20 protein-coding genes and 2 pseudogenes are annotated in these 25318 nt (G+C 72.2%); 11 read left to right on the forward strand and 11 right to left on the reverse strand.

Features of this window, described 5'->3' with window-relative positions; translation table 11 throughout:
* The first annotated feature begins 8 nt into the window (after positions 1 to 8).
* From AB0K92_RS15035 to AB0K92_RS15065, 7 genes and pseudogenes are all read left to right on the forward strand, one after another.
* Positions 9 to 1136 carry a histidine kinase gene (locus AB0K92_RS15035; RefSeq protein WP_365922870.1) on the forward strand — a complete coding sequence of 376 codons (1128 nt, stop codon included), beginning with the start codon at positions 9 to 11 and terminating at the stop codon, positions 1134 to 1136.
* Positions 1133 to 1792 (forward strand): response regulator transcription factor, encoded by a 660-nt coding sequence (locus AB0K92_RS15040; RefSeq protein ID WP_365922872.1) that lies wholly within the window; start codon positions 1133 to 1135, stop codon positions 1790 to 1792. The genes AB0K92_RS15035 and AB0K92_RS15040 overlap by 4 nt, the downstream gene beginning before the upstream one ends.
* Before the next feature lie 238 nt (positions 1793 to 2030).
* Positions 2031 to 2303 (forward strand): annotated as a pseudogene (locus AB0K92_RS15045) (HD domain-containing protein); the annotation flags it as partial.
* A gap of 210 nt (positions 2304 to 2513) precedes the next feature.
* A complete protein-coding gene (locus AB0K92_RS15050) occupies positions 2514 to 3008 on the forward strand; it encodes a hypothetical protein (RefSeq protein ID WP_365922874.1) in 495 nt (164 codons plus the stop codon).
* A gap of 53 nt (positions 3009 to 3061) precedes the next feature.
* Positions 3062 to 3607 carry a TetR/AcrR family transcriptional regulator gene (locus AB0K92_RS15055; RefSeq protein WP_365922899.1) on the forward strand — a complete coding sequence of 182 codons (546 nt, stop codon included), beginning with the start codon at positions 3062 to 3064 and terminating at the stop codon, positions 3605 to 3607.
* A gap of 333 nt (positions 3608 to 3940) precedes the next feature.
* Positions 3941 to 5545 carry a citramalate synthase gene (gene cimA, locus AB0K92_RS15060; protein ID WP_365922876.1) on the forward strand — a complete coding sequence of 535 codons (1605 nt, stop codon included), beginning with the start codon at positions 3941 to 3943 and terminating at the stop codon, positions 5543 to 5545.
* Between the two features lie 234 nt (positions 5546 to 5779).
* Positions 5780 to 7138, forward strand: coding sequence for a hypothetical protein (locus AB0K92_RS15065; protein WP_365922878.1), 1359 nt, complete (start codon positions 5780 to 5782; stop codon positions 7136 to 7138).
* 128 nt (positions 7139 to 7266) lie between these two features.
* On the opposite strand, the gene AB0K92_RS15070 is transcribed toward AB0K92_RS15065, so the two are convergent.
* Complete coding sequence (locus AB0K92_RS15070; protein WP_365922880.1) at positions 7267 to 7767, reverse strand: N-acetyltransferase; 501 nt, start codon at positions 7765 to 7767, stop codon at positions 7267 to 7269.
* Between the two features lie 519 nt (positions 7768 to 8286).
* Here AB0K92_RS15070 and AB0K92_RS15075 point away from each other — a divergent pair.
* Complete coding sequence (locus AB0K92_RS15075; protein ID WP_365922882.1) at positions 8287 to 8874, forward strand: YdeI/OmpD-associated family protein; 588 nt, start codon at positions 8287 to 8289, stop codon at positions 8872 to 8874.
* A gap of 130 nt (positions 8875 to 9004) precedes the next feature.
* On the opposite strand, the gene AB0K92_RS15080 is transcribed toward AB0K92_RS15075, so the two are convergent.
* Complete coding sequence (locus AB0K92_RS15080; RefSeq protein WP_365922884.1) at positions 9005 to 9556, reverse strand: YceI family protein; 552 nt, start codon at positions 9554 to 9556, stop codon at positions 9005 to 9007.
* 273 nt (positions 9557 to 9829) lie between these two features.
* On the opposite strand from AB0K92_RS15080, the gene AB0K92_RS15085 reads away from it, so the two are divergent.
* From AB0K92_RS15085 to AB0K92_RS15095, 3 genes are all read left to right on the forward strand, one after another.
* Positions 9830 to 12238 carry a polysaccharide lyase 8 family protein gene (locus AB0K92_RS15085; protein WP_365922901.1) on the forward strand — a complete coding sequence of 803 codons (2409 nt, stop codon included), beginning with the start codon at positions 9830 to 9832 and terminating at the stop codon, positions 12236 to 12238.
* Between the two features lie 154 nt (positions 12239 to 12392).
* Positions 12393 to 13976 (forward strand): acyl-CoA carboxylase subunit beta, encoded by a 1584-nt coding sequence (locus AB0K92_RS15090; protein ID WP_365922886.1) that lies wholly within the window; start codon positions 12393 to 12395, stop codon positions 13974 to 13976.
* Positions 13977 to 13994: 18 nt separating this feature from the next.
* Positions 13995 to 14189 carry an acyl-CoA carboxylase epsilon subunit gene (locus tag AB0K92_RS15095; RefSeq protein WP_166002461.1) on the forward strand — a complete coding sequence of 65 codons (195 nt, stop codon included), beginning with the start codon at positions 13995 to 13997 and terminating at the stop codon, positions 14187 to 14189.
* Positions 14190 to 14248: 59 nt separating this feature from the next.
* Here AB0K92_RS15095 and AB0K92_RS15100 read toward each other — a convergent pair whose 3' ends face one another.
* From AB0K92_RS15100 to AB0K92_RS15140, 9 genes and pseudogenes are all read right to left on the reverse strand, one after another.
* Complete coding sequence (locus AB0K92_RS15100; RefSeq protein ID WP_365922888.1) at positions 14249 to 17212, reverse strand: NACHT domain-containing protein; 2964 nt, start codon at positions 17210 to 17212, stop codon at positions 14249 to 14251.
* 80 nt (positions 17213 to 17292) lie between these two features.
* Positions 17293 to 17874 carry an ATP/GTP-binding protein gene (locus tag AB0K92_RS15105; RefSeq protein ID WP_166002463.1) on the reverse strand — a complete coding sequence of 194 codons (582 nt, stop codon included), beginning with the start codon at positions 17872 to 17874 and terminating at the stop codon, positions 17293 to 17295.
* Positions 17855 to 18433 (reverse strand): DUF742 domain-containing protein, encoded by a 579-nt coding sequence (locus AB0K92_RS15110; RefSeq protein ID WP_365922890.1) that lies wholly within the window; start codon positions 18431 to 18433, stop codon positions 17855 to 17857. Before AB0K92_RS15110 ends, AB0K92_RS15105 begins: the two co-directional genes overlap by 20 nt.
* A gap of 94 nt (positions 18434 to 18527) precedes the next feature.
* Positions 18528 to 18941, reverse strand: a complete 414-nt coding sequence (locus AB0K92_RS15115; protein ID WP_029385896.1) for a roadblock/LC7 domain-containing protein — start codon at positions 18939 to 18941, stop codon at positions 18528 to 18530.
* Between the two features lie 10 nt (positions 18942 to 18951).
* Positions 18952 to 22167 carry a nitrate- and nitrite sensing domain-containing protein gene (locus AB0K92_RS15120; protein WP_365922892.1) on the reverse strand — a complete coding sequence of 1072 codons (3216 nt, stop codon included), beginning with the start codon at positions 22165 to 22167 and terminating at the stop codon, positions 18952 to 18954.
* Positions 22168 to 22564: 397 nt separating this feature from the next.
* Positions 22565 to 23152, reverse strand: a complete 588-nt coding sequence (locus AB0K92_RS15125; RefSeq protein ID WP_166002466.1) for an ATP/GTP-binding protein — start codon at positions 23150 to 23152, stop codon at positions 22565 to 22567.
* The gene (locus tag AB0K92_RS15130; RefSeq protein ID WP_043504343.1) at positions 23133 to 23531 is read right to left on the reverse strand and encodes a DUF742 domain-containing protein; all 399 of its coding nucleotides are present in this window, start codon (positions 23529 to 23531) and stop codon (positions 23133 to 23135) included. Before AB0K92_RS15130 ends, AB0K92_RS15125 begins: the two co-directional genes overlap by 20 nt.
* Positions 23532 to 23643: 112 nt before the next feature.
* A complete protein-coding gene (locus tag AB0K92_RS15135) occupies positions 23644 to 24057 on the reverse strand; it encodes a roadblock/LC7 domain-containing protein (protein ID WP_043504344.1) in 414 nt (137 codons plus the stop codon).
* 9 nt (positions 24058 to 24066) lie between these two features.
* Positions 24067 to 25318: pseudogene (locus AB0K92_RS15140) on the reverse strand (hypothetical protein); the annotation flags it as partial.

A 25318-nucleotide genomic window follows, 5' to 3' on the forward strand; every position in this document is an offset into this window, starting at 1 on the left:
TGCCCCGCATGGACAAATGGCGGTTCGCTGTCCCGGCCGGGGTCACTGACTGGGCGATCGCCATGGGCGTGGCGGCGCTGCTGCTGGGCACCGGGCTCTCCGGGCCACACCCGGCCGGCGGGCGCGAGTTGCTCGGCTCCGCGCTGCTGGCGGTCGGCGGGCTGGCGCTGGCCGCGCGCCGCAGGGCACCGCTCGTGGTCCTGGCCGTCACCGGGCTGTCCGCAGTGGGCTACCTGGGGGCCGGGTTCGAGGTGCTCGCCGTCTCCTATCTGGTCGCGGTCTACGGCGCGGTACGCGCCGGGCATCGCACCGTCACACTGGCCGCCTCCTTGGGCCTGCTGGCGGTGCTCCACCTCACCGCCCTCGTCTCCCACGACGGGCCAACGCGCGAAATCGTGACGCAGGCCCGGCACACCCTTGAGATCGCCTGGCTCATCGCCGCATTCGCCGCCGGGGAGGCGGTGCGGCAGGCCGAACGGCGGGCGGACGAAGCCGAGCACACCCGCGAGGAGACCGCGCGCCGCCGGGCCGACGAGGAACGGCTGCGCATCGCGCGGGAACTGCACGACTCCCTCACCCACCAGATCTCGGTCATCAAGGTGCAGTCCGAGGTCGCCGTTCACGTGGCCCGGAGGCGAGGCGAGCAGGTGCCCGAGGCCCTGCTGGCGATCCAGGAAGCCGGCCGGGAGGCGAGCCGGGAGCTGCGCGCGACCCTGGAGGCACTGCGCGACGACGACACCGCCCCGCCGCCCGGACTCGACCACATCCCGAACCTCGTGAAACGGTTCCGAACGACCGGCCTGGAGACAACGCTCACGATAGAAGGACAGCCGCACGCCGTGCCGGCAGCAGTGGGCCGTACCGCATACCGGATCGTTCAGGAATCGCTCACCAACGTCGCCCGGCACGCCGCCGCCACCGCCGCATCGGTGCTCATCGACTACCGGCCAGGCGCCCTCGCCATCCGCGTCGACGACAATGGAAAGGCCACTTTGCACCCCGCGCCGACGCCCGGCCTCGGTCTGCTCGGCATGCGCGAACGCGTCACGGCCCTGGGCGGCCGGCTGCGTACCGAGCCGCGCAGCACAGGCGGCTTCACCGTCCAGGCCGAACTTCCCACGAACGGAGCCTCGTGATCCGTGTCCTGCTGGTCGATGACCAGCCGCTCATCCGCAGCGGCTTTCGCGTGCTGCTCGACCTCGAAGACGACATCGAGGTGGTAGCCGAGGCCGCCAACGGCCAAGAGGGCCTGGCGCTCGTCAAGGAGCACCTGCCCGACGTCGCGCTCATCGACATCCAGATGCCCGTGATGGACGGCATCCAAGCAACCCGGCACATCGCCGCGGACCCGGCCCTGGCGGGCGTACACGTCGTCATGCTGACCAACTACGGCATGGACGAGTACGTCTTCGACGCGCTGCGCGCCGGCGCTGCCGGCTTCCTCGTCAAGGACATCGTGCCGGAAGACTTCCTGCACGCCGTACGCGTCGCCGCCCGCGGCGATGCCCTGCTCGCGCCCGCGATCACCCGAAAGCTCATCGACCGGTACGTCGCCCAGCCCCCCGCCCGCACTGGCAACGGCCTCAAGGAGCTGACCAGCCGCGAACGCGAGGCAGTCGCCCTGGCCGCCCAGGGCTTGTCCAACGACGAGATCGCCGACCGCTTGGTCATCAGCCCGTTGACCGCCAAGACCCACATCAACCGGGCCATGGGCAAGGTGCACGCGCGCGACCGCGCCCAGCTCGTCGTCCTGGCCTACGAATCCGGCCTGGTAGCCCCGCGCGGCTCCTGACCTCGGACCGTTGACTGGCCAGGACGCTACGGCGCCTGGCCGCCCGAGACCTCGCGGGCGAGCTCCGCCAGCACCTTCCGGTCCTCCGCCAGAGCCTTCTTCCCGGCCTCGTGGCCAGCTCCTCGGTCATCCACGCGCCGTGGATCTTCTCCTCGGCCGCGTGACGCAGGATGTGCAGCCGCACCGCGCCCCGCTGGGACTCCCGCACCCTGGCCACCTCCGGCAGTGACGAAACCGATTGCCTGAAGTCCTGCGTGCCGCTGTCCGCGCGGTCGTCGCCGAGTACGAGGCGCGGGAGACGCCCGAGGCCATCTGCGCCCGAGACGCGGACAAGCTGGAGTGCATGTTGCAGGGCCTGGAGTACAAAGCGCAGGGGTACGAGGCGGCCCAGCGCTGGGTCGACAACTGCCGGGCCCGGATCGTCACGGAGTCCGGGCAGCGGCTGGCCGACCAACTGCCGGCCCAGGCCCCGCTCGACTGGCTGCGCGCAGCCATGGGCGAGCACAGCTGACCGCGGACACCCGTCCGGGAGGGGGGTGAGGGGGACTCGTGGCTCGCACGGTCTCGGTGAGGCCCGGCCCCTCCGGGCCGCCGGACGCCACGATCGCCGTGAGGACGGCGAGGACCTGCATCACCCAGCACGAGGACCCGCATCACCCACCAGTCAGCCGAAGACCCGCCGACGGTCCGCGCGGGTCGCACCGTCGGGTAGAACATACGGGTGAACGTCCTGGTCTGCGCGGCATGCGGCCGCCCTCTCACCGAGCCGGTGCGGCTGCTGCCCGGGCTGCCCGGCCGCCCGGCGTACGACGGCCTGCCCAACCCCGACGGGTCGCGGCACGCCCCGCCGACCGTGCCACGGGGCACGGACGCGGTGGACCCGCGCCCGTCGGGCGCGCCGTACGTGGAGGACCCCGATCCGCTGGCGGAGCGGGACCACTCCGTCGACACCCACCTCCCTGCGGAGAACGGGTTCCCGATGATCTCCGCCGGTTCGCGCGACACCCTCGTGGTGAACCCCGAGGACACCTACGGCCGCGTGACCTACAACCCCGCCTCGGGGGACCACTGCTGCTGTGGCTTGGGCGGCAAGGACGGACCCAACCAGCTGTGCGCGGGGTGCGGCGCGGTCGTGGCCACCCAGTTCAGCGAGTGTTACGGCCCGTTCGAGACCCATTTCCTGCCCGACGCCGTCCGGGTGGAGGCCGCCCCGTGAGCACCCGTCGCCGTACCCCCGCACCGCCCCGCGAGGACGTCCTCGCCGCGGCGATGGAGATGATCGCCGAACGCGGCCTGGAGAAGCTGACCATGGCCGCGCTCGGCCGTGAGGTCGGCATGAGCAGCGGCCACCTCCTCTACTACTTCCGCACCAAGGACGAGCTGCTGCTGCAGACCCTGGAGTGGAGCGAGGGCCGTCTCGGCGCGGAGCGCGGGCGGCTGCTGGCCCGGCCCGTGCCGGCCCGTGAACGCCTCGACGCCTACGTCGACCTGTACGTCCCCGACGGCCACCGCGACCCGCACTGGACGCTGTGGCTGGAGGTCTGGAACCGCTCGCAGAACGCCGACGACGACGCCCGCGACCGGCAGGTCGCCATCGAGGGCGCCTGGCACCGCGACCTGGTCGCGCTGCTCGCCGAGGGCGTCTCGCGCGGCGAGTTCCGCCCCGTCGACCCCGACCGGTTCGCCGCCCGGCTGCGGGCGCTGCTCGACGGCTTCGCCATCCACGTCGCCATCGGTCTGCGCGGCACCGACCGGGAGCAGATCCTCGGTCACGTACGGGAGTTCCTGGACCAGACCCTCCTCGCGGACGCGTGAGAAGACGCCGGCCGGCGGGTGCGACGAGTGATCAGAGGCTCGCATACTGAGACAGGCCGGTCACGGAGGGTCGGTCTGTGCCAGACTGCCCCCGTGCTCTCGTTCGCCACGATTATTGGCAGCAGGCGCGCCGGTCCGCAGTGACCGCCTCGTACGACCCGGTACGGGCGGACACCGTCGTCCTCGACCCGCGCGCAGACCTCTCGCACCCGCGAGAGGTTTTTCGTTTTCCTGGCCCACCCCCAGCCGGGAGGAGAGCGCGAGGGATCACAGAAGGACGGTGGAGCCGGTCATTCCGGTAGACCGAGATCCCCCTACAGGAGCCTTCAGATCATGACCGCATCCAGCGAGCTCGACGATTCGTTCCACGTCTTCGACACCACCCTGCGCGACGGCGCGCAGCGCGAGGGCATCAACCTCACGGTCGCGGACAAGCTCGCCATCGCACGGCACCTGGACGACTTCGGCGTGGGCTTCATCGAGGGCGGCTGGCCCGGCGCCAACCCGCGGGACACCGAGTTCTTCGCCCGCGCCCAGGCGGAGATCGACTTCCGCCACGCCCGGCTCGTCGCCTTCGGCTCCACCCGCCGGGCCGGCACCACCGCCGCCGACGACCCGCAGGTCAAGGCGCTCCTCGACTCCGGCGCACCGGTGATCACCCTGGTCGCCAAGTCCCATGACCGCCATGTCGAGCTGGCCCTGCGCACCACCCTCGACGAGAACCTGGAGATGGTCCGCGACACCGTCGCGCACCTCAAGGCCCAGGGCCGCCGGGTCTTCGTCGACTGCGAGCACTTCTTCGACGGCTACCGCGCCAACCCCGAGTACGCCAAGGCGGTCGTCCGTACGGCGTCGGAGGCCGGCGCCGACGTGGTCGTCCTGTGCGACACCAACGGCGGCATGCTCCCGGCGCAGATCCACGCCGTCGTCGCCACCGTCCTCGCCGACACCGGCGCCCGGCTCGGCATCCACGCCCAGGACGACACCGGCTGCGCGGTCGCCAACACCCTCGCCGCCGTCGACGCGGGCGCCACCCACGTGCAGTGCACCGCCAACGGCTACGGCGAGCGCGTCGGCAACGCCAACCTGTTCCCGGTGGTGGCCGCGCTGGAGCTGAAGTACGGCAAGAAGGTCCTGCCCGACGGCAGGCTGCGCGAGATGACCCGGATCTCGCACGCCATCGCCGAGGTCGTCAACCTCACCCCCTCCACCCACCAGCCGTACGTCGGCCTCTCCGCCTTCGCGCACAAGGCCGGCCTGCACGCCTCCGCCATCAAGGTCGACCCGGACCTCTACCAGCACATCGACCCCGAGCAGGTCGGCAACACCATGCGGATGCTGGTCTCCGACATGGCGGGCCGGGCGTCCGTCGAGCTGAAGGGCAAGGAGCTGGGCATCGACCTCGGCGGCGACCGCGAACTGGTCGGCCGGGTCGTCGAGCGCGTCAAGGAACGCGAGCTGCAGGGCTACACCTACGAGGCCGCCGACGCGAGCTTCGAACTCCTGCTGCGCACCGAGGTCCAGGGCAAGCCGCTGCGCTACTTCGAGGTCGAGTCCTGGCGGGCCATCGTCGAGGACCGCCCCGACGGCACCCACGCCAACGAGGCCACCGTCAAGCTGTGGGCCAAGGGCGAGCGGATCGTCGCCACCGCCGAGGGCAACGGCCCGGTCAACGCCCTCGACCGGGCGCTGCGCGTCGCCCTGGAGAAGATCTACCCGCAGCTCGCCCAGCTGGAGCTGGTCGACTACAAGGTCCGCATCCTGGAGGGCAAGCACGGCACGCAGTCCACGACCCGGGTCCTGATCTCCACCTCGGACGGAACCGGCGAGTGGTCGACGGTCGGCGTCGCGGAGAACGTCATCGCCGCCTCCTGGCAGGCCCTGGAGGACGCCTACACCTACGGCCTGCTGCGGGCGGGGGTACAACCCGCGGAGTGAGCCGCGCGCCCGGCACGGATCCCCGGCGGGTTCCCGCGACGCGTGGAACTCGCCGGGGCGGGTACCGAGGTCCGGGTGCACCCTCCAGATGCCGAGGTCCGGGTGCCGACCCGTGCGGTCGGCCCCGCGGCCGTACCTGCGGCCGTACCTGCGGCCGGCCGTGCCGGGAGCCGTTGCGCGGGTGCCGTCCGGGACCGATGTCAATATTCGCCCTTTTCGGGTACTTTCGAACATATGAAGGCCGCACTGTGGCGTACCTTCGTACGCCTGCTGATCGTGCCGGTCACCGCCGCGCTGGCGGTGCTGTCGGCCGGTGCGCCGGGAGCGCATGCGGCCACCGACCTCTCCGTGGTCGCCCAGGCCCTCCGGGAGAGTCCCGTCTACGTCGATCCGGCCGCCGCCGACGTACTGTCCGAGGCGGACGCCGAAGCGCTCGCGAACAAGATCGAGGACGCGGACAAGCCCGTGTTCATCGCGGTTCTCCCGGCCGACCAGCCGACGCAGAACCTGTTCCGCAACCTGCGCACCGAGACCGGCGTCACCGGCCTGTACGGCGTCCGGGTCGGCGACCGCTTCGACGCGCGCGCCGACAGCAGTGTGCTGAGCCGCCAGGGTGTGTCCAACCTGGTCACGGCCGCGCAGGACGCGGGTGACGCCAAGGCCCAGCTGAACGACTTCGTCGACGACGCCCTGCGCGGCGGCGTCGGCGGCTCGGCCCCCACCTCCTGGGGATCCGCCGACACCGGAGTCTCCACCACCGCGCTCGTCACCACCGGCGCGGTGCTCGCGGCGGGCGGCGCGGGCGCGTACGCCCTGGTCCGCCGCAACCGGCTGCGCCACGAGGCGGAGCAGCGGGCGGCCCTGGAGAAGCTGCGCGTGGTGGTCGACGAGGACATCACCGCGTTCGGCGAGGAACTGGACCGCCTCGACTTCCGGCCCGGGGACCCGGCGGCCGACGACGCGATGCGCGCCGACTACGCCCACGCCCTGGACACCTATGACGTGGCGAAGGCCCGGATGGCGGCGGCACGAAAACCGGAGGACGTGCGCCCGGTGACCGAGGCGCTGGAGGACGGCCGGTTCGCGCTCGCCCGGCTCGCCGCCCGGCGCGAGGGCCGGCCGCTGCCGGAACGCCGGCCGCCGTGCTTCTTCGACCCCCGGCACGGCCCGTCCGTCGCCGACGTCACCTGGACCCCGGAGGGCGGCGCGACCCGCGAGGTCCCGGTCTGCGCGGCCGACCAGGCCCGGCTCGCCGACGGACTCGATCCGATGATCCGCGAGGTCGACACCGGTTACGGCCGCCGCCCCTACTGGGACGCGGGCCCGGCCTACGGTCCTTGGGCGGGCGGCTACTTCGGCGGCGGCCTGCTGCCCGGCCTGCTCGTCGGCACCATGCTCGGCAGCATGATGGCCGCCCCCGCCTACGCGGCCGACTACGGCGCCGGCTACGGCGACTCCGGCGGCTACGACGGCGGCGAGGTCTCCGGCGCCGACTTCGACACCGGCGACTTCGGAGGCGGTTTCGGCGGGGGCGGGGACTTCGGCGGCGGCGGGGACTTCGGTGGCGGTGGCGATTTCGGCGGCGGCTTCTGACGCCACCCGGCGGCCCTCATCCACCGGCCCTCCGCCCTCATCCACCGGGCCTCCGGCCTCACCCGGCGGCCTCCGGCCTCACCCGGCGGCTTCTGACCTCAGCCGGCCGCCGGCCGCCGCCGGGCCGCTCACGCGTGGTCCGGCAGCCGCAGCCACTCCTCCCAGGTGAGGTCCCGGCCGATGAACCGGGGCCGCTCGAAGGGCCAGGCCTCGGCGATCCAGCGCGGCACGAACGCGTCCAGCGCCCGCTCCAGCGGCCCGCCGGCCTCCTCGTCCACCACCCACCAGGAGATCTCCGCGTCGGCGCCCCGCTTCTCGGGCGGGTCGATGTAGACGCAGCCGCGCAGGGCGGTGCGGTCCGGGCTCTCCAGGGTGTAGTTGAACGACTGGTGCGCCTCGATCTCCACGGCGTGCCGCTCCAGATCGGCGAGGTTCGCCTCGTACGTCATGGTGGCGGGCGGCCATCCCCAGGCGGGCCCGTAGACCGACCACAGCCGCTCGCGGGAGCCCATCACGGCGGGGTAGTCGAGCGGCGCGTCGGCGCCGCTGATGGGGCGCAGCCGGTGGCCCCCGCCGCCGGGCAGCTCGACGTGGACGGGGTGGACGAAGTCGTGCGGCAGCCAGGTCATGGGCGCGAGCCAACCACGCGCACACCGCCCCGCGCACCGGCTTTAACCGGCGCCACCGCCTGCCGGGCCCCCTCTCGCCGCTCGGTCTCCGGTCCAGCGCCCGGCGCCCTCGGCGTACCGCTCGCCCGCGGCGTGCCACCACCGGGGCGGTGACGTCCCGCCCGCCGCGGCCGTCGCCTGCCCGGGGTGCAGGCCGAGCCGCCGCAGCACCGGCGCCGGCACGGCCACGCTGACCCAGGACCGCCAGTGCCCGTCGGCTCCGGGCGCGCACATCCGGTTCACGCGGACGTCCTCCGGCGGGAACGGCATCCAGTCGATGCCGCGCTCACGCAGTCAAGCGTGGACGGCGGCCAGGGGACGGCGGTGGCCGCCGTCAGTCTCGTACGTGTCGAGGACGACCCAGTCGGGGGCCTCGTCCAGGCGCGAGTACGCGGTCATGCGTCCATGATGGACCGCACACCCCCGATCGCCCGGCCCTTTAGGTCAGTTGCTGTCCTGTACGGCGCCTACGGTGGTCGCATGACCTCTCAGGTTCCCCCGCGAGAGCCGCTGTCCTTCGCGACCGCCGCCGAGCTCGACGCCTGGCTGTCCCGGCATCCCGCACCGCATCCGGGGCTGTGGGTGAAGGTCGCCAGGAAGGGCTCGGGGCTGCCCTCCGTGACGGCCGCCGAGGTGAACGACGCGGCGCTGTGCCACGGCTGGATCACCGGGCAGCGCAAGGCCCTCGACGCCTCGCACTACCTCCAGCGGATCACTCCGCGCCGCCCCGGCAGCCTCTGGTCCCAGGTCAACGTGCGGCGGGTGGCGGAGCTGACCGCCGTCGGGCGGATGCACCCCGCGGGGTTCGCCGAGGTCGAGGCCGCGCGGGCGGACGGGCGGTGGGCGGCGGCGTACGCGTCGCAGCGCGACGCCACCGTCCCGGACGACCTCGCGGCGGCGCTGGAGCGCGACCCCGCGGCGAAGGCGGCCTTCGAAGGGCTCGGCAGGACGGACCGGTACCTGGTGATCCTCGACCTGCTGCGCGCCCGGACCCCCGAGCGGCGGGCGGCCCGGCTGGCGGCGGCGGTCGGCAAGCTGCGACAGGGGCGCGACCGCGAAGGGACATGAGACCGCGGAGCGGGGTCGTGCCGCAGACCGCGGAGCGGGGGCATACCGCCGCGGGACGGCGAGCGCCCGCCCTCCCGTGGGGGAGTGGCGGGCGGGTTCGCGGTGTGCGACGCGGGCCGTCGGCGACGGCTCAGGCGTTCTTGATCGCCGAGATGTCGAAGTTCAGCTTGATCTTGTCGGACACCAGGAAGCCGCCGGTCTCCAGCGCCGCGTTCCAGGTCAGGCCCCACTCGGAGCGCAGGATCGTCGCCTTGCCCTCGAAGCCGACGCGCTCGTTGCCGAACGGGTCCTTCGCGGCGCCGTTGAACTCCAGGTCGATGGTGATCGGCTTGGTGACGCCGAGGATGGAGAGGTCACCGGTGACGCGGTAGTCGTCGCCGCCCAGGGACTCCGCCTTGGTGGAGCGGAAGGTCATGGTCGGGAACTCGTCGGTCTTGAAGAAGTCCGCGCTCCTGAGGTGACCGTCGCGGTCGGCGTTGCCGGTGTCGATGCTGTCCATCTTCACGTCGATCGACGCGGTCGACTTCGACGGGTCGGTGGCGTCGAGGTGCAGCGAGCCGCTGAAGTCGAGGAACTTGCCCTTGACGTTGGTGACCATGGCGTGGCGGGCGGTGAAGCCGATGGTCGTGTGGGCGGCGTCGATGGTGTAGTCACCGGTCAGGGTGGCCAGGTCCAGGCTCATGGTGTTCTCCTCGGGACGGAACGTTGAATGTTCAACTAGGTGAACGACATCCACCGTAGACCTATTCCGTTCAAGTTTCAACATCCTTGGTGAAGTGTCGCGGCGGGGTGTGCGGCCGGGGTGCGATTTCCGGCCAGGACCTGCCCGCGCGGTACGGGCCTACGGGCCGGCACCGACGGCTGGCACGCCGGTTCGGCCGACCGGGGTCTTCCGCGCGGCGTCGGCGTCCCGCCCGGTTCCCCCCGACCCGCTCTCCTGCTAGAGGGCATGAGCATGACGTCGGAACGCGCCCCACTCAGCCGCAGAGCCGTCCTCCTCGCCACCGCCACCGCCCTCGCCGTGACCGCCACCACGCCCGCCCCGTCCGCGGCCCATGCCGCAGCCGACCCGTCCGCCGAGCCGTCCACCGACCCGTCCACCGGCCCGTACGCCCACGCCGCCGCCGACCCGTACGACGCCCTGCGCCGCCGCTGGCTCGACCTCGCCCTCGGCACCGGCTACGACCCGGCCGCCGCCCCCTACGCCGCCCGCCTCGCCGAGACCGGCGACCTCGCCCGCCGCTTCCGTGCCGCCCTGCCCGAGGCCCCGCCGCCGACCGCGCTGTGGCCGGACACCCCGTACGACCCGCCCGCCGGCATCACCCGCGCCTACGGCCGCCTGTGGACCATGACGCAGGCCTACGTCCAGCCCGCCACCGGCTCCACCGGCGACCCGGACCTCCTCGCGGCCGTCCTGCACGGCCTCGACCACCTCGCCGCGACCGTCTACCACCCCGGCACCACCCGCTGGGGCAACTGGTGGGAATGGCAGATCGGCAGCCCCCGCCTCCTGACCGACATCACGGCGGCCCTGTACGACCACCTCGGCGCCGGCCGGATCGCCGCCGCCTGCGCCGCCGTCGACCACTTCGTCCCCGACGCGATGTTCGCCGACTACTCCGGCACCTCCACCGGCGCCAACCGCGTGGACCTGTGCCGCTCCGTCGCCCTGCGCGGCATCCTCGGCCGCGCCCCGGACCGCCTGGCCCTCGCCCGCGACGCCCTCTCGCCGGTCTTCCCCTACGTCACCCGCGGCGACGGCCTCTACGCCGACGGGTCGTTCGTCCAGCACACCCGCGTCGCCTACACCGGCACCTACGGCCAGGTGATGCTCGACGGACTCGGCCGCCTCTTCGCCCTGCTTGCCGGATCCCCCTGGGAGGTCACCGACCCGAACCGGCAGATCGTCCTCGACAGCGTGGAGCGCGCCTACGCCCCGCTCATCCACGACGGCTTGGTGATGGACATGGTCAACGGCCGGGCGATCAGCCGCGGCCACCTCGCCGCCGACGAACGGCGGGTGATGCGCAGCGACCACTTCCACGGCCAGGGGATCATCGCCGCGATCGCGCTCCTCGCCCTCGGCGCGAGCCCCGCCGAGCGGGACCGCTGGCACGCCGCGGTGAAGGGCTGGATCGAACGCGACCGCGTCAGCCCCGTCCTGACGGCTCGTCAGTTCGACGTGGCCGACCTCTCCCGGCTGCACGCCGTCGCCGCCGCACCCGTCCCCGCCGCCCCCGAACCCGTCGGCCACCGCCTCTTTGCCGCCATGGACCGCGCGGTCCACCGGCGCCCCGCCTTCACCGCGGCCCTCGCCATGGCCAGCGACCGCATCGCCCACTACGAGTGCGGCAACGGCGAGAACCCGCGCGGCTGGCACACCGGCGCCGGGATGCTCTCCTGGTGGGCGCCCGGCCTCGGCGGCCGGTCCGATCAGTACACGGACTGGTACTGGCCCACCGTCGACTGGTACCGCCTGCCCGGCACCACCGTCTCCACCAGGCGCCTGCCCGACCGCGCCGGCGGCGAGTGGGGCGAGCCCCGGCCCGACGCCCGCTGGGTCGGCGGCACCACCGACGGCGAGTTCGCGGCCGTCGGCCAGCACCTCAAGGGCCTCGGCTCCACCCTGGAGGCCCGCAAGTCCTGGTTCTTCCTCGCCGACGCGATCGTCTGCCTCGGCGCCGGCATCCGCTGCGCGGACGGCGTCCCCGTCGAGACGGTCGTCGACAACCGCAACCTCGGCGAGAACGGCACCCACACCTTCGTCCGCGGCCCCGGCTGGGCCCACCTGGAGGGCCACGGCGGCTGGATCGTCCCGCACGGCGGGCTGCGCACCCTGCGCGAGGACCGCACCGGAGCCTGGTCCGACATCAACACCGCCGGCACGTCCGAGCGGCGCACCCGGCGCTGGCAGACCCTCTGGCTCGACCACGGCACGGACCCGGCCGGCGCGCACTACCAGTACGTCCTCATGCCGGGCGCCTCCCGCCGTACGGTGGCCGCCCGCGCCGCCGACCGCCGCTGGCTGACGGTGCTCGCCAACGACGCCGCGCGCCAGGCGGTGCGCGTGCCGTCCCTCGGCCTGACCGCCGCCATCTTCTGGCAGCCGGGTACGGCCGGCCCCCTGACCGCGTCGGCCGGGGCGAGCGTACTGCTGCGCCGGCACGGCCGTACCGCCCGCCTCCACCTGAGCGAACCACCCCGCACCGGAGACCCCTTGGAGATCGTCTGGGACCGTCCGGTGCGGGAGGTGATCCGGGCGGATGAGACAGTGGAGGTCCTCGCCGCGGGGGCCCGGCTGAGGCTGCGCGTCACTCCGGGGACGGAATGCGCCACACATGAATGTGAGGTGGCACTCGGATGACGACTTTGTGGGAGCCCTACAAGGTCCGGACCCCCTGAGCAGTCGGAAAGCCTGCACAGCGCCTCGGTTCTGTGAGGGAGTACCAGGAAAACGAGCCGGAGACTGTACGGAGTCGACGGCTCGCTTTCCCCGGTCTCCTTCGTAAGGTCGCTACATGACCGTTTTGGATGAGGCGACGGGTGAGCCGACGGACGCGCGCGGCCGGGTGGCCGAGCTGCACGAGATCCGTGCGCAGGCACTGGCGGGCCCGAGCGAGAAGGCGACCGAGGCGCAGCACGCCAAGGGCAAGCTGACCGCCCGGGAGCGCATCGACCTGCTGCTCGACCCGGGGTCCTTCCGTGAGGTCGAGCAGCTGCGCAGGCACCGGGCGACCGGATTCGGCCTGGAGGCGAAGAAGCCGTACACCGACGGTGTCATCACCGGCTGGGGCACGGTCGAGGGCCGCACGGTCTTCGTGTACGCCCACGACTTCCGGATCTTCGGCGGCGCGCTGGGCGAGGCCCACGCCACCAAGATCCACAAAATCATGGACATGGCCATCGCGGCGGGCGCGCCGCTGGTCTCCCTCAACGACGGCGCCGGCGCCCGCATCCAGGAGGGCGTCTCCGCCCTCGCCGGCTACGGCGGCATCTTCCAGCGCAACACCAAGGCGTCCGGTGTCATCCCGCAGATCAGCGTGATGCTCGGCCCGTGCGCGGGCGGCGCGGCCTACAGCCCGGCCCTGACGGACTTCGTCTTCATGGTCCGCGACACCTCGCAGATGTTCATCACCGGCCCCGACGTGGTCAAGGCGGTCACGGGCGAGGAGATCACCCAGAACGGCCTGGGCGGCGCGGACGTGCACGCCGAGACCAGCGGCGTGGCCCACTTCGCCTACGACGACGAGGAGACGTGCATCGCCGAGGTGCGCTACCTCCTGTCGCTGCTGCCGCAGAACAACCGCGAGAACCCGCCCCGCGTGGAGTGCTCCGACCCGGCGGACCGCCGCAGCGAGCTCCTGCTGGACCTGGTCCCGGCCGACGGCAACCGGCCGTACGACATGGCCAAGGTCATCGAGGAGATCGTCGACGACGGCGAGTACCTCGAAGTGCACGAGCGCTGGGCCCGCAACATCATCTGCGCCCTGGCCCGCCTGGACGGCCAGGTGGTCGGCATCATCGCCAACCAGCCGCAGGTCCTGGCAGGCGTCCTGGACATCGAGGCGTCCGAGAAGGCCGCGCGCTTCGTCCAGATGTGCGACGCCTTCAACATCCCGATCATCACCTTCCTCGACGTCCCCGGCTTCCTGCCGGGCGTCGACCAGGAACACGGCGGCATCATCCGGCACGGCGCGAAGCTGCTGTACGCCTACTGCAACGCCACCGTGCCGCGGATCTCGCTGATCCTGCGCAAGGCGTACGGAGGCGCCTACATCGTCATGGACAGCCAGTCCATCGGCGCGGACCTCACCTACGCCTGGCCGACCAACGAGATCGCCGTGATGGGCGCGGAGGGCGCGGCCAACGTCATCTTCCGCCGTCAGATCGCCGAGGCCGACGACCCCGACGCCATGCGGGCCCGCATGGTCAAGGAGTACAAGTCCGAGCTGATGCACCCCTACTACGCGGCCGAGCGCGGCCTGGTCGACGACGTCATCGACCCGTCCGAGACCCGCGAGGTGCTGATCAAGTCCCTGGCGATGCTGCACACCAAGCACGCCGACCTGCCCTCCCGCAAGCACGGCAACCCCCCGCAGTGACCCTGAGGAGCCTGTCGCATGTCCCTGCCTGACATCCGCGTCGAGAAGGGCCACGCCGAGCCCGAGGAGGTCGCCGCCCTCACGGCCCTCCTCCTGGCCCGCGCCGCCGCCCGCCCCGCCGAGACCACCCCGTCCCACGGCGGCCGCGTCCGCGCGGGCTGGCGCCGCCTGGAACGCGAGCCGGGCTTCCGCGCCCCGCACAGCTGGCGCTGAGCGTCCTGACGGTGCCCACGGCCCCGCCCTCCTTAGGGAGGGCGGGGCCGTGGGCGTGTTCAGTGCACGACGACCTCCACGCCGGGAAAGTCCAGGGCGCAGGGGTCGTCGGGCAGGACGCAGTCGTACATGGACAGACGCCTCACCCTGGGGACGACGAACCCGGGTGAGTTGAGCCACGCGGCGACGTCCACGCTGTGCAGGCTGAGGGCCAGCCCCGGGGTGGCCGTTACCGAGTCGAGTCCTCTCGGCACACACGGCTTCTCGGTCACCGACACCAGCGAGAGCTGTTCGACCTTCGGTCCGAGCCGCAGACCGCCCAGGTCGGAACTGTCGTTGAGACTGAGATGCAGGAACTCCAGCTCCGGCAGCTCGCCCAGCGTGTCGAGACCGGTCAGCGCCATCGAGGGGCCGCCCGACAGCGCGAGAACCTCCAGGCCGGTATGGGACCGCAGGACCGACAGGTCCACTTCGCCGCGGAGCCTGAAGCAGACCAGCTGGCGCAGTGGGGGAAATTCGGCGACGGCCGCGAAGTCCGCGAGGGGGTAGTCGGTCGAGAGGCTGGTGACCGAGCGCAGCCGCAGCAGGGGACGCCACTGGCCGGAGTGGGTCAGGTCGACCAGCCGGCCTTCCAGAGGCAACCGCGACAGAACCCGGTCCACATAGGCGTCCGCGTCGAAGTACCTCCAGCCGTTGAGGAAAGCGCGGACCGCGTGGGCGGGAGCATCCTGCGCGTACTCCTCCAGCAGCCCCAGCGCCTCCTCGCCCCCGACGAGCGCCACCGTCCGCACCGTCTGCGCCGCGGCCTTCTCCGTCAGCCCGCTCAAGGACCGGGGCAGCGAGCGCAGCAGACTCGTCCCCACAGCCGCCAGCGCCGGCGGATCCGTCTCGCGCCGCGGCGGCAGCAACGCCCCCACCGCCTCGTCCAGCCGCCCCGCCAATCCGTCGGAGACAGCCGGCACCGTCTCCTGACACGCCGCCGCCAGCAGCCGCAGCTTGCGCGCGTGCCGGGGCTCGGCCGCCGCGCGGTCGAGGATGCCGCCCAGCAGCTCCTCCCGCTGGGGCCGGTTCGCGTGGCCCGCGGCCATGATGATGGTCTCGCGCCACAGGTCCAGGTGGGCGCGCTCGACCAGGTTGCCGATGCGGTCCTCCTCCGCCGCCTCCTCCGCGGCCAGGTACTCCTGGAAGGTCCGGTGCACGAAGTCCACCCGCCCCACGGCGGGGGAGCGCAGCACCCCTGAGCGGTGCCGCAACCGCTCCAGCACCCGCGCCCCGTCCTGCTCGTCCAGATGCCGCATCCCCGCCAGCTTCCGCCCGACGAACACCCCGGCCTGCTCCAGCGAGATCTCACTGCGGTTGTTGTCGGAGAGCCGCCAGGCGAGGTCCCGCAGCAGCACGAGCTTGTCCTTCAGGCCGAGCCCGTCGTCCAGCGCGCTCGGCACGTTCCGGTGCGCGTCCCGCTCGTGGACCAGCGTGTGCAGCGCGCTGCGGTACAGCTCCATCCGGTCCCGGGGAAGCTGGCTGCCCCGGTTGAGGTGCATCGCGCACAGCATGGACGCCAGCAGCGGCGTCCCCGCCAGGGACTGCAGATGCGGCCGGTCCTTCAGCGCGTTCAGCAGCGACTGCTCGTACCCCGGCAGTTCCTCCACCTCGCACGGCAGTTCCTCGCCCAGCTCCCGCACCGCCTGGTGCCACTGCCGGACGAACGCGGCCAGGTCCGGGGGCGTCATCCGGTCCAGGTGCAGGGCGGTGAACTCCTCCCGGCGCAGCCAGTCCGCCCCCGCGGCGGCGGGCCGGGACGTCACCACCACCCGCACGTCCCCGTACGCCGCCAGCAGCTTGCGCAGCCACTCCCGCACGCCCCGCCGTTCACCGTCGAGGAGCTCGTCCACCCCGTCGATCAGAAGCAGCGCTTTCCCGGACTCCAGCTGCCGCTCCACCCACGCCTTCGGCATGACGCCCGTCAGATGACCGGCCACCGAGTCCAGCATCGCCTCCGGCCCCGGCAGCGCCCGCCCGCTGTACTCGCGCAGCTTCACGAACACCGGCGTCAGCCCGTTCCACCCGGCCAGCTCGCCGGTGAACGCGCCGCGCGCCGCCGTGACCGCCAGCCAGCGCAGCAGCGTCGTCTTCCCCGAACCGGCCTCGCCCCGCAGCAGCACCCGCGAGGCACCGCCCAGCGCGGCCTCGACCCGCATCCCGGAGCTCTCGCCGCCGCTCTGCTCCCAGTCGCTCATGTCGGGCCGCAGCAGCGGAACGGCCCTGCCCCCGGCGCGCCGCCGGCTCCCGTCGTCGCCGGTCGCCCGCAGGCTGACGTACGCCACCGACAGCCGTGCCTGCGCCGCCGCCCGCTCCGAGGTGCGCCGGAACAGCTCCACCTCGTCCAGCGTCGTGCTGACCAGCTCCAGATAGCGGCGCCGGAACTCCGCGTCGCGGTCCGTGCCCTCGGGCGCGAACAGCGACCGGTCCGGCAGCCGCTCCAGGATGCGGGCGATCTCCGCGCCCAGCGACGTCGTCCGGGCCAGCAGCTCCGTCAGCGCCCGCTCCTCGAACACGGGCAGGCTCCGCACGATCCGTACGTAGTACTCGCAGCACTCCGCGAACAGCGCCTCGTACAGCCGCTCCTCCGCCTCGCTCAGCCCCACGGGCGCCGGCACCGACGCCGTGATGCGCCGCACCAGCTCCGCCGGGTTCGCGTCCGCCGCCAGCACCGCCTCGTCGGACAGGTCGGCCCGCGCGAAGGTGTCGCAGACCCCGTTCAGCACCGCCTGCCGGCCGCTCTCGTCCAGCCCCCGGAACTCCCGTTCCAGGAACGGCGCCAACCGGTCGAACACCGCGTCCGCGATCTCCTCGAACTGCCGCTCCACACTCCGCTGGAACCGCAGGCCGGGCACCCGCACCCGGACCAGCTCGGCCATCGGCATCCGGCGCTCCTGCTCGCGCCGCTTCCCGCCCAGCCACAGCTGCGCCGCCGTGGTCGCCACGGTCGTCCCCAGCCGTAAGGCCGCCGCCTCCGCACTCATTCCTGGCCCCTCCCCGAAAACAACTGCGGCCCCCATCCCTCCCACAGGAGGAACGGAGGCCGCAAGGCGGAAGTGCCCGGCTACCGCAGGCGCGCCATCAGCGCGTGCTCCACGAGCGTGATCAGCGTCGACTTGGCGTCCGCGCGGTGACGGGCGTCCGTCGTGATGATCGGGGTGTCCGGGCCGATCTGCAGGGCCTCGCGGACCTCGTCGGGGGTGTACGGCTGGTTGCCGTCGAAGCCGTTCAGGGCGATGACGAAGGGCAGGCCGCTGTTCTCGAAGTAGTCGACGGCGGGGAAGCAGTCGGCGAGCCTCCTCGTGTCGACCAGCACCACCGCGCCGATGGCGCCGCGCACCAGGTCGTCCCACATGAACCAGAAGCGGTCCTGGCCGGGCGTGCCGAACAGGTACAGGATGAGGTCCTGGTCCAGGGTGATACGGCCGAAGTCCATGGCCACGGTCGTCGTGGTCTTGTCTCCGGTGTGGGTGAGGTCGTCGATGCCTGCCGAAGCAGACGTCATGACGGCCTCCGTGCGCAGCGGGTTGATCTCCGAGACGGCGCCGACGAACGTGGTCTTGCCCACGCCGAAGCCGCCCGCCACCACGATCTTCGCGGAGGTGGTGGAGCGGGAAGGACCGCCGCTAGAGCTTGCGAAGTCCACTGAGCACCCTTTCGAGCAGTGTCACGTCTGGCTGGCCACCGGCGTTCTCGTCGCCGCCGGGCTGATGGATGGCGACCAGTCCCGCCTCCGCCAAGTCGGCGACGAGGATCCTGGCCACGCCGAGGGGGATCGTCAGCAGGGCCGAGATCTCGGCCACCGACTTGATCTCCCGGCAGAGGTTGCAGATCCGCTGATGCTCGGGCAGCTGGCCCTGCATCTGATGCGGAGCCGCGGTGGTGTGCACCAGCGCCTCGATGGCGAGCTGGTACCGCGGCCTGGTGCGGCCGCCCGTCATGGCGTACGGACGCACCAGGGGGTTGTGGTTGTTCGACGCCCCGGCGGGCGCCGGCTCAGGGGTGCGGCGCTGCGGCTGCACGGGCTGGATACGCGGTGCCTGCGGCTGGTCGTAGGGCGCGGGGCCGGGACCCTGCGGAGCGTACGGCTGCCGGTGGCTGGGGGTGGAGGGGAAGTTGTACCGGTTCTGGGAACCGTCGTGCTGGCCCTGGGCAGGGCCGTACGACCAGTTACCCGAAGACGAACCGCCTGGGGGTGTTGCCACTATCTCCTCCTCCGACTGTGCCGGGCACCCATCCCTGTGGAGCCGCGTCCCGAAACCTTACGGCCCCGGGACGCGAAAACGCACCGTCTGTCTGTTAGTTGAGAAGGCTCCCCTGGAGCTCCGCACGGAGATCCGGGGTGAGAACCGTGCCCGCGCGGTCCACGAGAAGGGCCATCTCGTACCCAATGAGGCCGATGTCCGCTTCCGGGTGGGCGAGAACCGCGAGCGACGAACCGTCCGAGATGGACATGATGAAGAGGAATCCCCGCTCCATCTCCACAACCGTCTGGTTCACGTTCCCGCCCTCGAAGATGCGCGAGGCACCGGCGGTCAGCGAGGTCAGACCGGAGGCGACGGCCGCGAGCTGGTCGGCGCGGTCGCGGGGAAAGCCTTCGGACATCGCCAGAAGGAGTCCGTCGGCGGAGACCACCACGGTGTGGGACACCCCGGGGGTGTTGTCCACGAAGTTGGTGATCAACCAGTTCAGGTTCTGTGCCGCCTGGCTCATCGGGCTCACACTAACGCTCCTGGTTGTAGGTGCTGTCAGGACCGAAGCCCTGGCCGTTCGTTTCACTTCCTGCGGTGCGTCCCCGCTGCACTCCCCGGCGCAGGTTGCTCAGCCTGCCCCGGACGTCCTCGGGGGCGCGGGAGACCTGTGGGCCTCCCTGCGGGGTCGACTCCGCGGAGCCCTCGACCAGATTGGCCTTGGGCACCCGCCGCGGCAGGCCGGAGGAGGTCACTCCGCCCGCCTTCGGCTTCCGGAGCTGCGCGGCCTGCTGCCACCGCTCGTCGTTCGCCGAGCGCCAGCCGGTGTCGCCGTTGCTCTCCGGGGAGGGGGCCGGCGTTTCCTGGTTCCCGCGCTGCGCGGCGCCGCCCGTGGTTCCGCTCGCGGTGGATCCGCGGCGCGGAAGCCCGGCGTCGGTCAGCTCGTGCCCGGCGGGGGAAGCCGGTCCCGGACGGTCGAAGCCTACGCGGTCCCGCTCACTCGCGTCAGCGGCCTGCACAGATTCCGCTTCGGGAGCGTACTGGTCCGGGTAACCGCCCTGGTAACCGTCCTGCTGCTGCCAGTCAGCCTGGTAGGACTGCTCTTCGAAGCCCGAGTAGGTCTCCGAGGCAGCGTTCGGCGCCGCGGCGTGCTCGCTCTGGCCGGACTCCGCATACGCGGGCTCCGGGTAGCCGCCGGTCGCCTGGAAGCCGTCGTTGCGCGGCAGCCCGCCGTCCTGCGCGAAGTAGGAGTCGTCGTACGACGGCTGCTGCTGCTCCTCGTACGCCTGCTGCTGACCGTAGCCGGTCTGCTCGGCGTAACCGCCCTGGCCGCCGTCGTAGGCGTGCTGCCCGGTCTGCTGGTCGAAGCCGTCGCCCGGGTACGCCGTCTCGCCGGTGGACTCCGGGGACTGCTGGCCGTGGGTCTGCGCCTCCAGCGCCGCGCGGCGCTCCTCACGCATGAGGGAACGGCCGACCGGGTCCAGCTCGCGGATGTCGTCCGGGACCTCGGTGTAGCGGCTGTCGTCGAAGCCCAGCTCCGCCGCGGTGCGCATCGGCTGGCTGAAGTCCTCACCCTGGAACTGCTGCTCCGGAATGATCTGCGAGACCGTGAACTCCTCGCGGTCCAGCGAGCCGTCGCCACCGCCACCGTGGGTGATCGCGTCGGGCAGCATGACCAGCGAGGTCGTGCCGGCCTGCTCGCCCGAGGGGCGCAGCTGGACGCGGATGCCGTGCCGGTCGGACAGCCGGCCGACCACGAACAGGCCCATGCGCTGCGAGATCGCGGCGTCCACGGTCGGCGGGTTGGCCAGCTTGTGGTTGATGTCCGCGAAGTCCTCGGCGGTCAGGCCGATGCCCTTGTCGTGAATCTCGATCATCACGCGGCCGTCGGGCAGACGGGTCGCGGTGACCCGCACCTTGGTCTGCGGGGAGGAGAACGTGGTGGCGTTCTCCAGCAGCTCGGCCAGCAGGTGCACGAGGTCGGTCACGGCGCGGCCGTGGATGTCCGCCTCGGGCACCCCGGATATCTCGATGCGCTCGTACTGCTCCACCTCGGAGGAGGCGGCGCGCAGCACGTCGACCAGCGGGACCGGCTGGTCCCAGCGGCGGCCGGGCTCCTCGCCGGCGAGGACCAGCAGGTTCTCGCCGTTGCGGCGCATACGGGTGGCCAGGTGGTCCAGCTTGAAGAGGTTCTCCAGCTGGTCCGGGTCGGCCTCGTTGTTCTCCAGCTCGGTGATCAGGGTCAGCTGGCCCTCGATCAGCGACTGGTTGCGGCGCGACAGGTTGGTGAAGATCGCGTTGATGTTGCCCCGCAGCAGCGCCTGCTCGGCGGCGAGCCGCACGGCCTCGCGGTGCACCTGGTCGAAGGCGCGGGCGACCTCGCCGATCTCGTCCGTGGAGGTGATCGGGATGGGCGCGACGCGGGTGTCGACCCGGCCGGGGTCGGTGCGCGAGAGCTGGTCGACCAGCATCGGCAGCCGCTGCTCGGCGATGCCGAAGGCGGCGTTGCGCAGCTGGCGCATCGATTGGCTCATCTGGCGGGCCACCATGCCGGCCAGGATGAACGCGGCCAGCAGCGCGATGACGACGGCGGCACCGGTGATGAAGGCGTCCGTCTTCGCGTCGGCGGCGATCTCGGAGGCCTCGTTCACGGCCGTGTCGGCGAGGTCGGCCTCGATCTGGCGGTAGGCGTCGTACTTGAGGGTGTTGACCGCCCACCAGTTGTCCGGGGTGACGCCCAGCGCGGCGATACGGGCGCGCTCGGCGCGGGAGGTGTCCTGCAGACCGGCGACCAGGCCGACCATCTTGGCCGGGTCGGACGGCGGCGCCTTGTAGTTCGGGTCCTGCGCGATGGCTTCCCTGGCCGCCGCCGCGGCCTCGGTCCGGATCTGCTTCCTGGCCGCTTCCAGCTTGTCCGCGTCGGCCTCGGTGCCACCGCCGATGTACTCCTCGATGGCGATGCGCTCGAGGTAGGCGTACGAGGCGAGGGAGGTGCGCTGGGAGGCGAAGTCGCCGTTGCCGGGGCCCGGCTTCACCAGCAGCTGCATACCGATGGACCGCTGCAGCGACAGGGCGGCCTTGGTCAGCGAGATGGCGTAGACGGTACGGCCGTAGCTGGTGATGTTGCCGGTGCCCAGACCGAGCTCGTTGGCCATCTCCATCAGCGGGTGGGCGACCTTGACGTAGCCCTCCTGCGTCTCCACGCCCTTCAGGCGGGTGGTGTACGCGGCCTGGCGCAGCGCCTCCAGCTGGGGCTCGACCTTGCGGAACAGCTCCAGCCGGCGCTCCAGGCCCGCCTTCGAGGGCATGCTCTCCGCGGCCTCGTCGAAGGCGTCGGCGGCCTCGTCGGTCTTCTTGCGGGCGGCGGCGACGGTCTGGTCGTCCCGGCCCTTGCCCTGCAGCAGCGGGGCGGCGGTGGTGTCGCGCTCGTTGTAGAGGGCGTCGGCGTAGGTGAGGGAGGCCCGCACCAGGCGCGCGGTGTTCTCCGCGTCCTCGGCCTCCTGCCAGGTGTCGATCGAGCTCTTCACCTGGAAACCGCCCATGACCAGGCCGACCAGCACGGGTATGAGCAGGATCGCGTTGAGTCGGGTCGTCACCCGCCAGTTGCGCGGGGAGAAACGGCCGCCGCTCGGAGCGGGGGCGGCCGTGGGCTCCGAACCGGGCACACCAGGGGCGGACGCCGCTCCGCGCGGCGGCGGGGTGAAGTTGCCCCGGGCGGGCGGCTCGGGACCGTTCTTGCTTCGCCTCACTCGACCAACAACCTCTCGGCGGTCGGCACCTACGTCGTGCCGCAGTGTCTCAGAGCCCAGATCGCCATCGACCACTGAGTACGTCTTTGACTATTGGGCAGTTCAGGCATTCCAGCACGTGGACCAGCGCTCTTCCAAACATGGGGAACCGCCGAAGCCCCGCGAGGAAGGCCGCAGATAAAACGGTCATAAAGAGCGAGCCCCGCCAAAAGACGGGGCCTTTGTGCGCGCAGCGACACCACCCGACCGCGTCGCGTGGCGGTACCCGCCGATTCCTCTGCCGAAACGTTATGAACAGCGGAGCCGACCGTGTCCAAGCCCACAGTCGGCTCCGCCCGCCGCGTCGGGCCGGCCGGAACGCCCCGGCAACTGCCGTCGCGCACGGCGCACTTGGCCGCTACTTCAGCCGCGCCATCAGCGCGTGCTCGACCAGCGTGATCAGGGCGGACTTGGCGTCCGCCCGGTGCCGGGCGTCGGTGGTGATGATCGGGGTGTCCGGCCCGATCTGCAGCGCCTCGCGCACCTCGTCGGGCGTGTACGGCTGGTGCCCGTCGAAGCCGTTGAGCGCCACCACGAACGGCAGGCCGCTGTTCTCGAAGTAGTCGACCGCGGGGAAGCAGTCGGCCAGCCGCCGGGTGTCCACGAGGACCACCGCGCCGATGGCACCGCGCACCAGGTCGTCCCACATGAACCAGAAGCGGTCCTGGCCCGGTGTGCCGAACAGGTACAGGATCAGGTCCTGGTCGAGCGTGATACGGCCGAAGTCCATGGCGACCGTCGTGGTCGTCTTGTCCCCGGTGTGAGTGAGGTCGTCGATGCCCGCCGAGGCGGACGTCATGACGGCCTCCGTGCGCAGCGGGTTGATCTCCGAGACGGCGCCGACGAACGTGGTCTTGCCCACGCCGAAGCCGCCGGCCACCACGATCTTCGCGGACGTGGTGGAACGTCCCGGAGCGACGGCCCCGCTAGAGCTTGCGAAGTCCACTGAGCACCCTTTCGAGCAGTGTCACGTCCGGCGCACCGCCGTTGTTCTCGTCGCCGCCCGGCTGGTGGACGGCCACCAGTCCGGCCTCGGCGAGGTCCGCGACCAGGATCCGGGCCACACCGAGCGGCATGTTCAGCAGCGCCGACACCTCGGCGACCGACTTCACCTCGCGGCACAGATGGCAGATGCGCTGGTGCTCGGGAAGCAGCCCCATGAGCGCTGCCGGGTCGGCCGTCGTGCTGATCAGGGCCTCGAGGGCGAGCTGGTAGCGCGGCCGGGTCCGGCCGCCGGTCATCGCGTAGGGACGAACCAGCGGCTGGTCGCCCTCGTCCCCGTACGGATCTGAGTACGGATCATGAGAGGCGGTGGGCGGGGTCATGAATCCTCCGGGCGGGACAGCAAGTCGGTCAGTCAAGCCGTCTGAGCGGGGCCGGTGGGGGGATTGTGGCGGCCGGACGGTGATTTGGTGAGACGGGTGGATCTTGGGTCGGTCAGTGAAGCAGACTGCCTTGCAGTTCGGCGCGCAGGTCCGGCGTGAGCACCGCGCCCGCACGGTCCACGAGCAGGGCCATCTCGTAGCCGACGAGGCCGATGTCCGCCTCGGGGTGCGCCAGGACGGCCAGTGACGAGCCGTCCGAGATGGACATGAGGAAGAGGAATCCCCGCTCCATCTCGACGACGGTCTGTGCCACGGTGCCGCCCTCGAAGATCCGGGACGCTCCGGCCGTCAGCGAGGTGAGCCCCGACGCCACGGCCGCCAGCTGGTCGGCCCGGTCGCGCGGGAAGCCCTCGGACAGCGCCAGCAGAAGGCCGTCGGCGGACACGACGACGGTGTGGGACACCCCGGGGGTGTTGTCCACGAAGTTGGTGATCAACCAGTTCAGATTCTGTGCCGCCTGGCTCATCTGACTCAACTAGCGCTCCTGCGGGTGAGTGGGGCTCGGGAAACTGCCCGTCTGGCCCGAACCGGCCTGACGGCCCTGTGCGATACCCCGACGGAGGTTGGTCAGCCGGCCGCGTACGTCCTGGGGAGCACGCGAGACCTGCGGACCGCTCTGGACCGGCTGCTGCTGCGCGGTGCCCGGGACGAGGTTCGCCCTCGGCACCCGGCGCGGCAGGCCGGACGTGGTGACCCCGCCTGCGGCGGGCTGGCGGACGCGCTCGGCCTGCTTCACGAGGTCGTCGTTCGGCGAGCTGCGCCAGGCGGCCGAGGCCGCCCGCTGCGGTCCGGAGGGAGCCTGCGGCTGCTGGGCGCGGTCCGGCGCGGAGCCGTTGCCCGGCGCCCGCTCGGGCCGGGCCTGCGGCGCCGGCCGGCCCGCCTGACCCTGCTGACCCTGCTGGGTCTGCTGACCCTGCTGGCCGTGGAACCAGTTGGTCTCCAGCGTGTCGTACAGCGGCGTACGCCCGTCGCCGGGGCCGGTCGCCGGCGGCAGCGCCTCCGGCTCGGTACGCCCGGGCCGGGCCTGCGCGCGCTGCGGACCGCGCTGGGCACCGAAGTCGTTCTGGCCGTGCTGCCGGCCGCCGGGCAGGACGTGCCGGCCGGTGGCCGAGCCGTCCTGCGCCGGAACCGGGAACTGGCCGGTGGAGCCGTTGTCGTACCCCTGCGGCTGGGCCGCCGGGAACTGGCCGGTGGAGCCGTTGTCGTACCCCTGCGGCTGGGCCGCCGGGAACTGCCCGGTCGAGCCGTTGTCGTACGCCTGCGGGGCGGGGGACTGGCCCGTGGTGGAGCCGTCGTAGCCCTGCGGGGCGGCGAACTGACCGGTGGAGCCGTTGTCGTAGCCCTGCGGCTGGGCGGCCGGGAACTGGCCCGTGCCCGACGGGTCGCCCGCGGCGGGCGTGCCGAACACGTCCGGGCGGACGAACTGGCCGGTCTGCTGCGGGCCGTTCGCGCCCGGGTGGCCGTAGCCGGTACCGGCGGGCGGCACCTGGTGCTCGTCACCGCGCGGGATCGCCGGCATCTCGGCGGTGGCGCCGGGACCCTGGCGGTCGTCGACCGGCGCCATCCGGGAGGTCTGCGCGACGTCCGGCTCCTCGTGACCGCGCGGGGTGTCCAGCGAGGCACGGCCCAGCGGCGGCTGGGCGTTCTCGTCGCTCCAGCTGGGCACGCGCGGCTGCGGGTCGCCGCCCGGCAGCTCGGCGCGCGGGCCGCCGCGCGGCGGCAGCTGC

It is taken from the genome of Streptomyces sp. NPDC052687 (genome assembly GCF_040678395.1).
Taxonomy (GTDB): domain Bacteria; phylum Actinomycetota; class Actinomycetes; order Streptomycetales; family Streptomycetaceae; genus Streptomyces.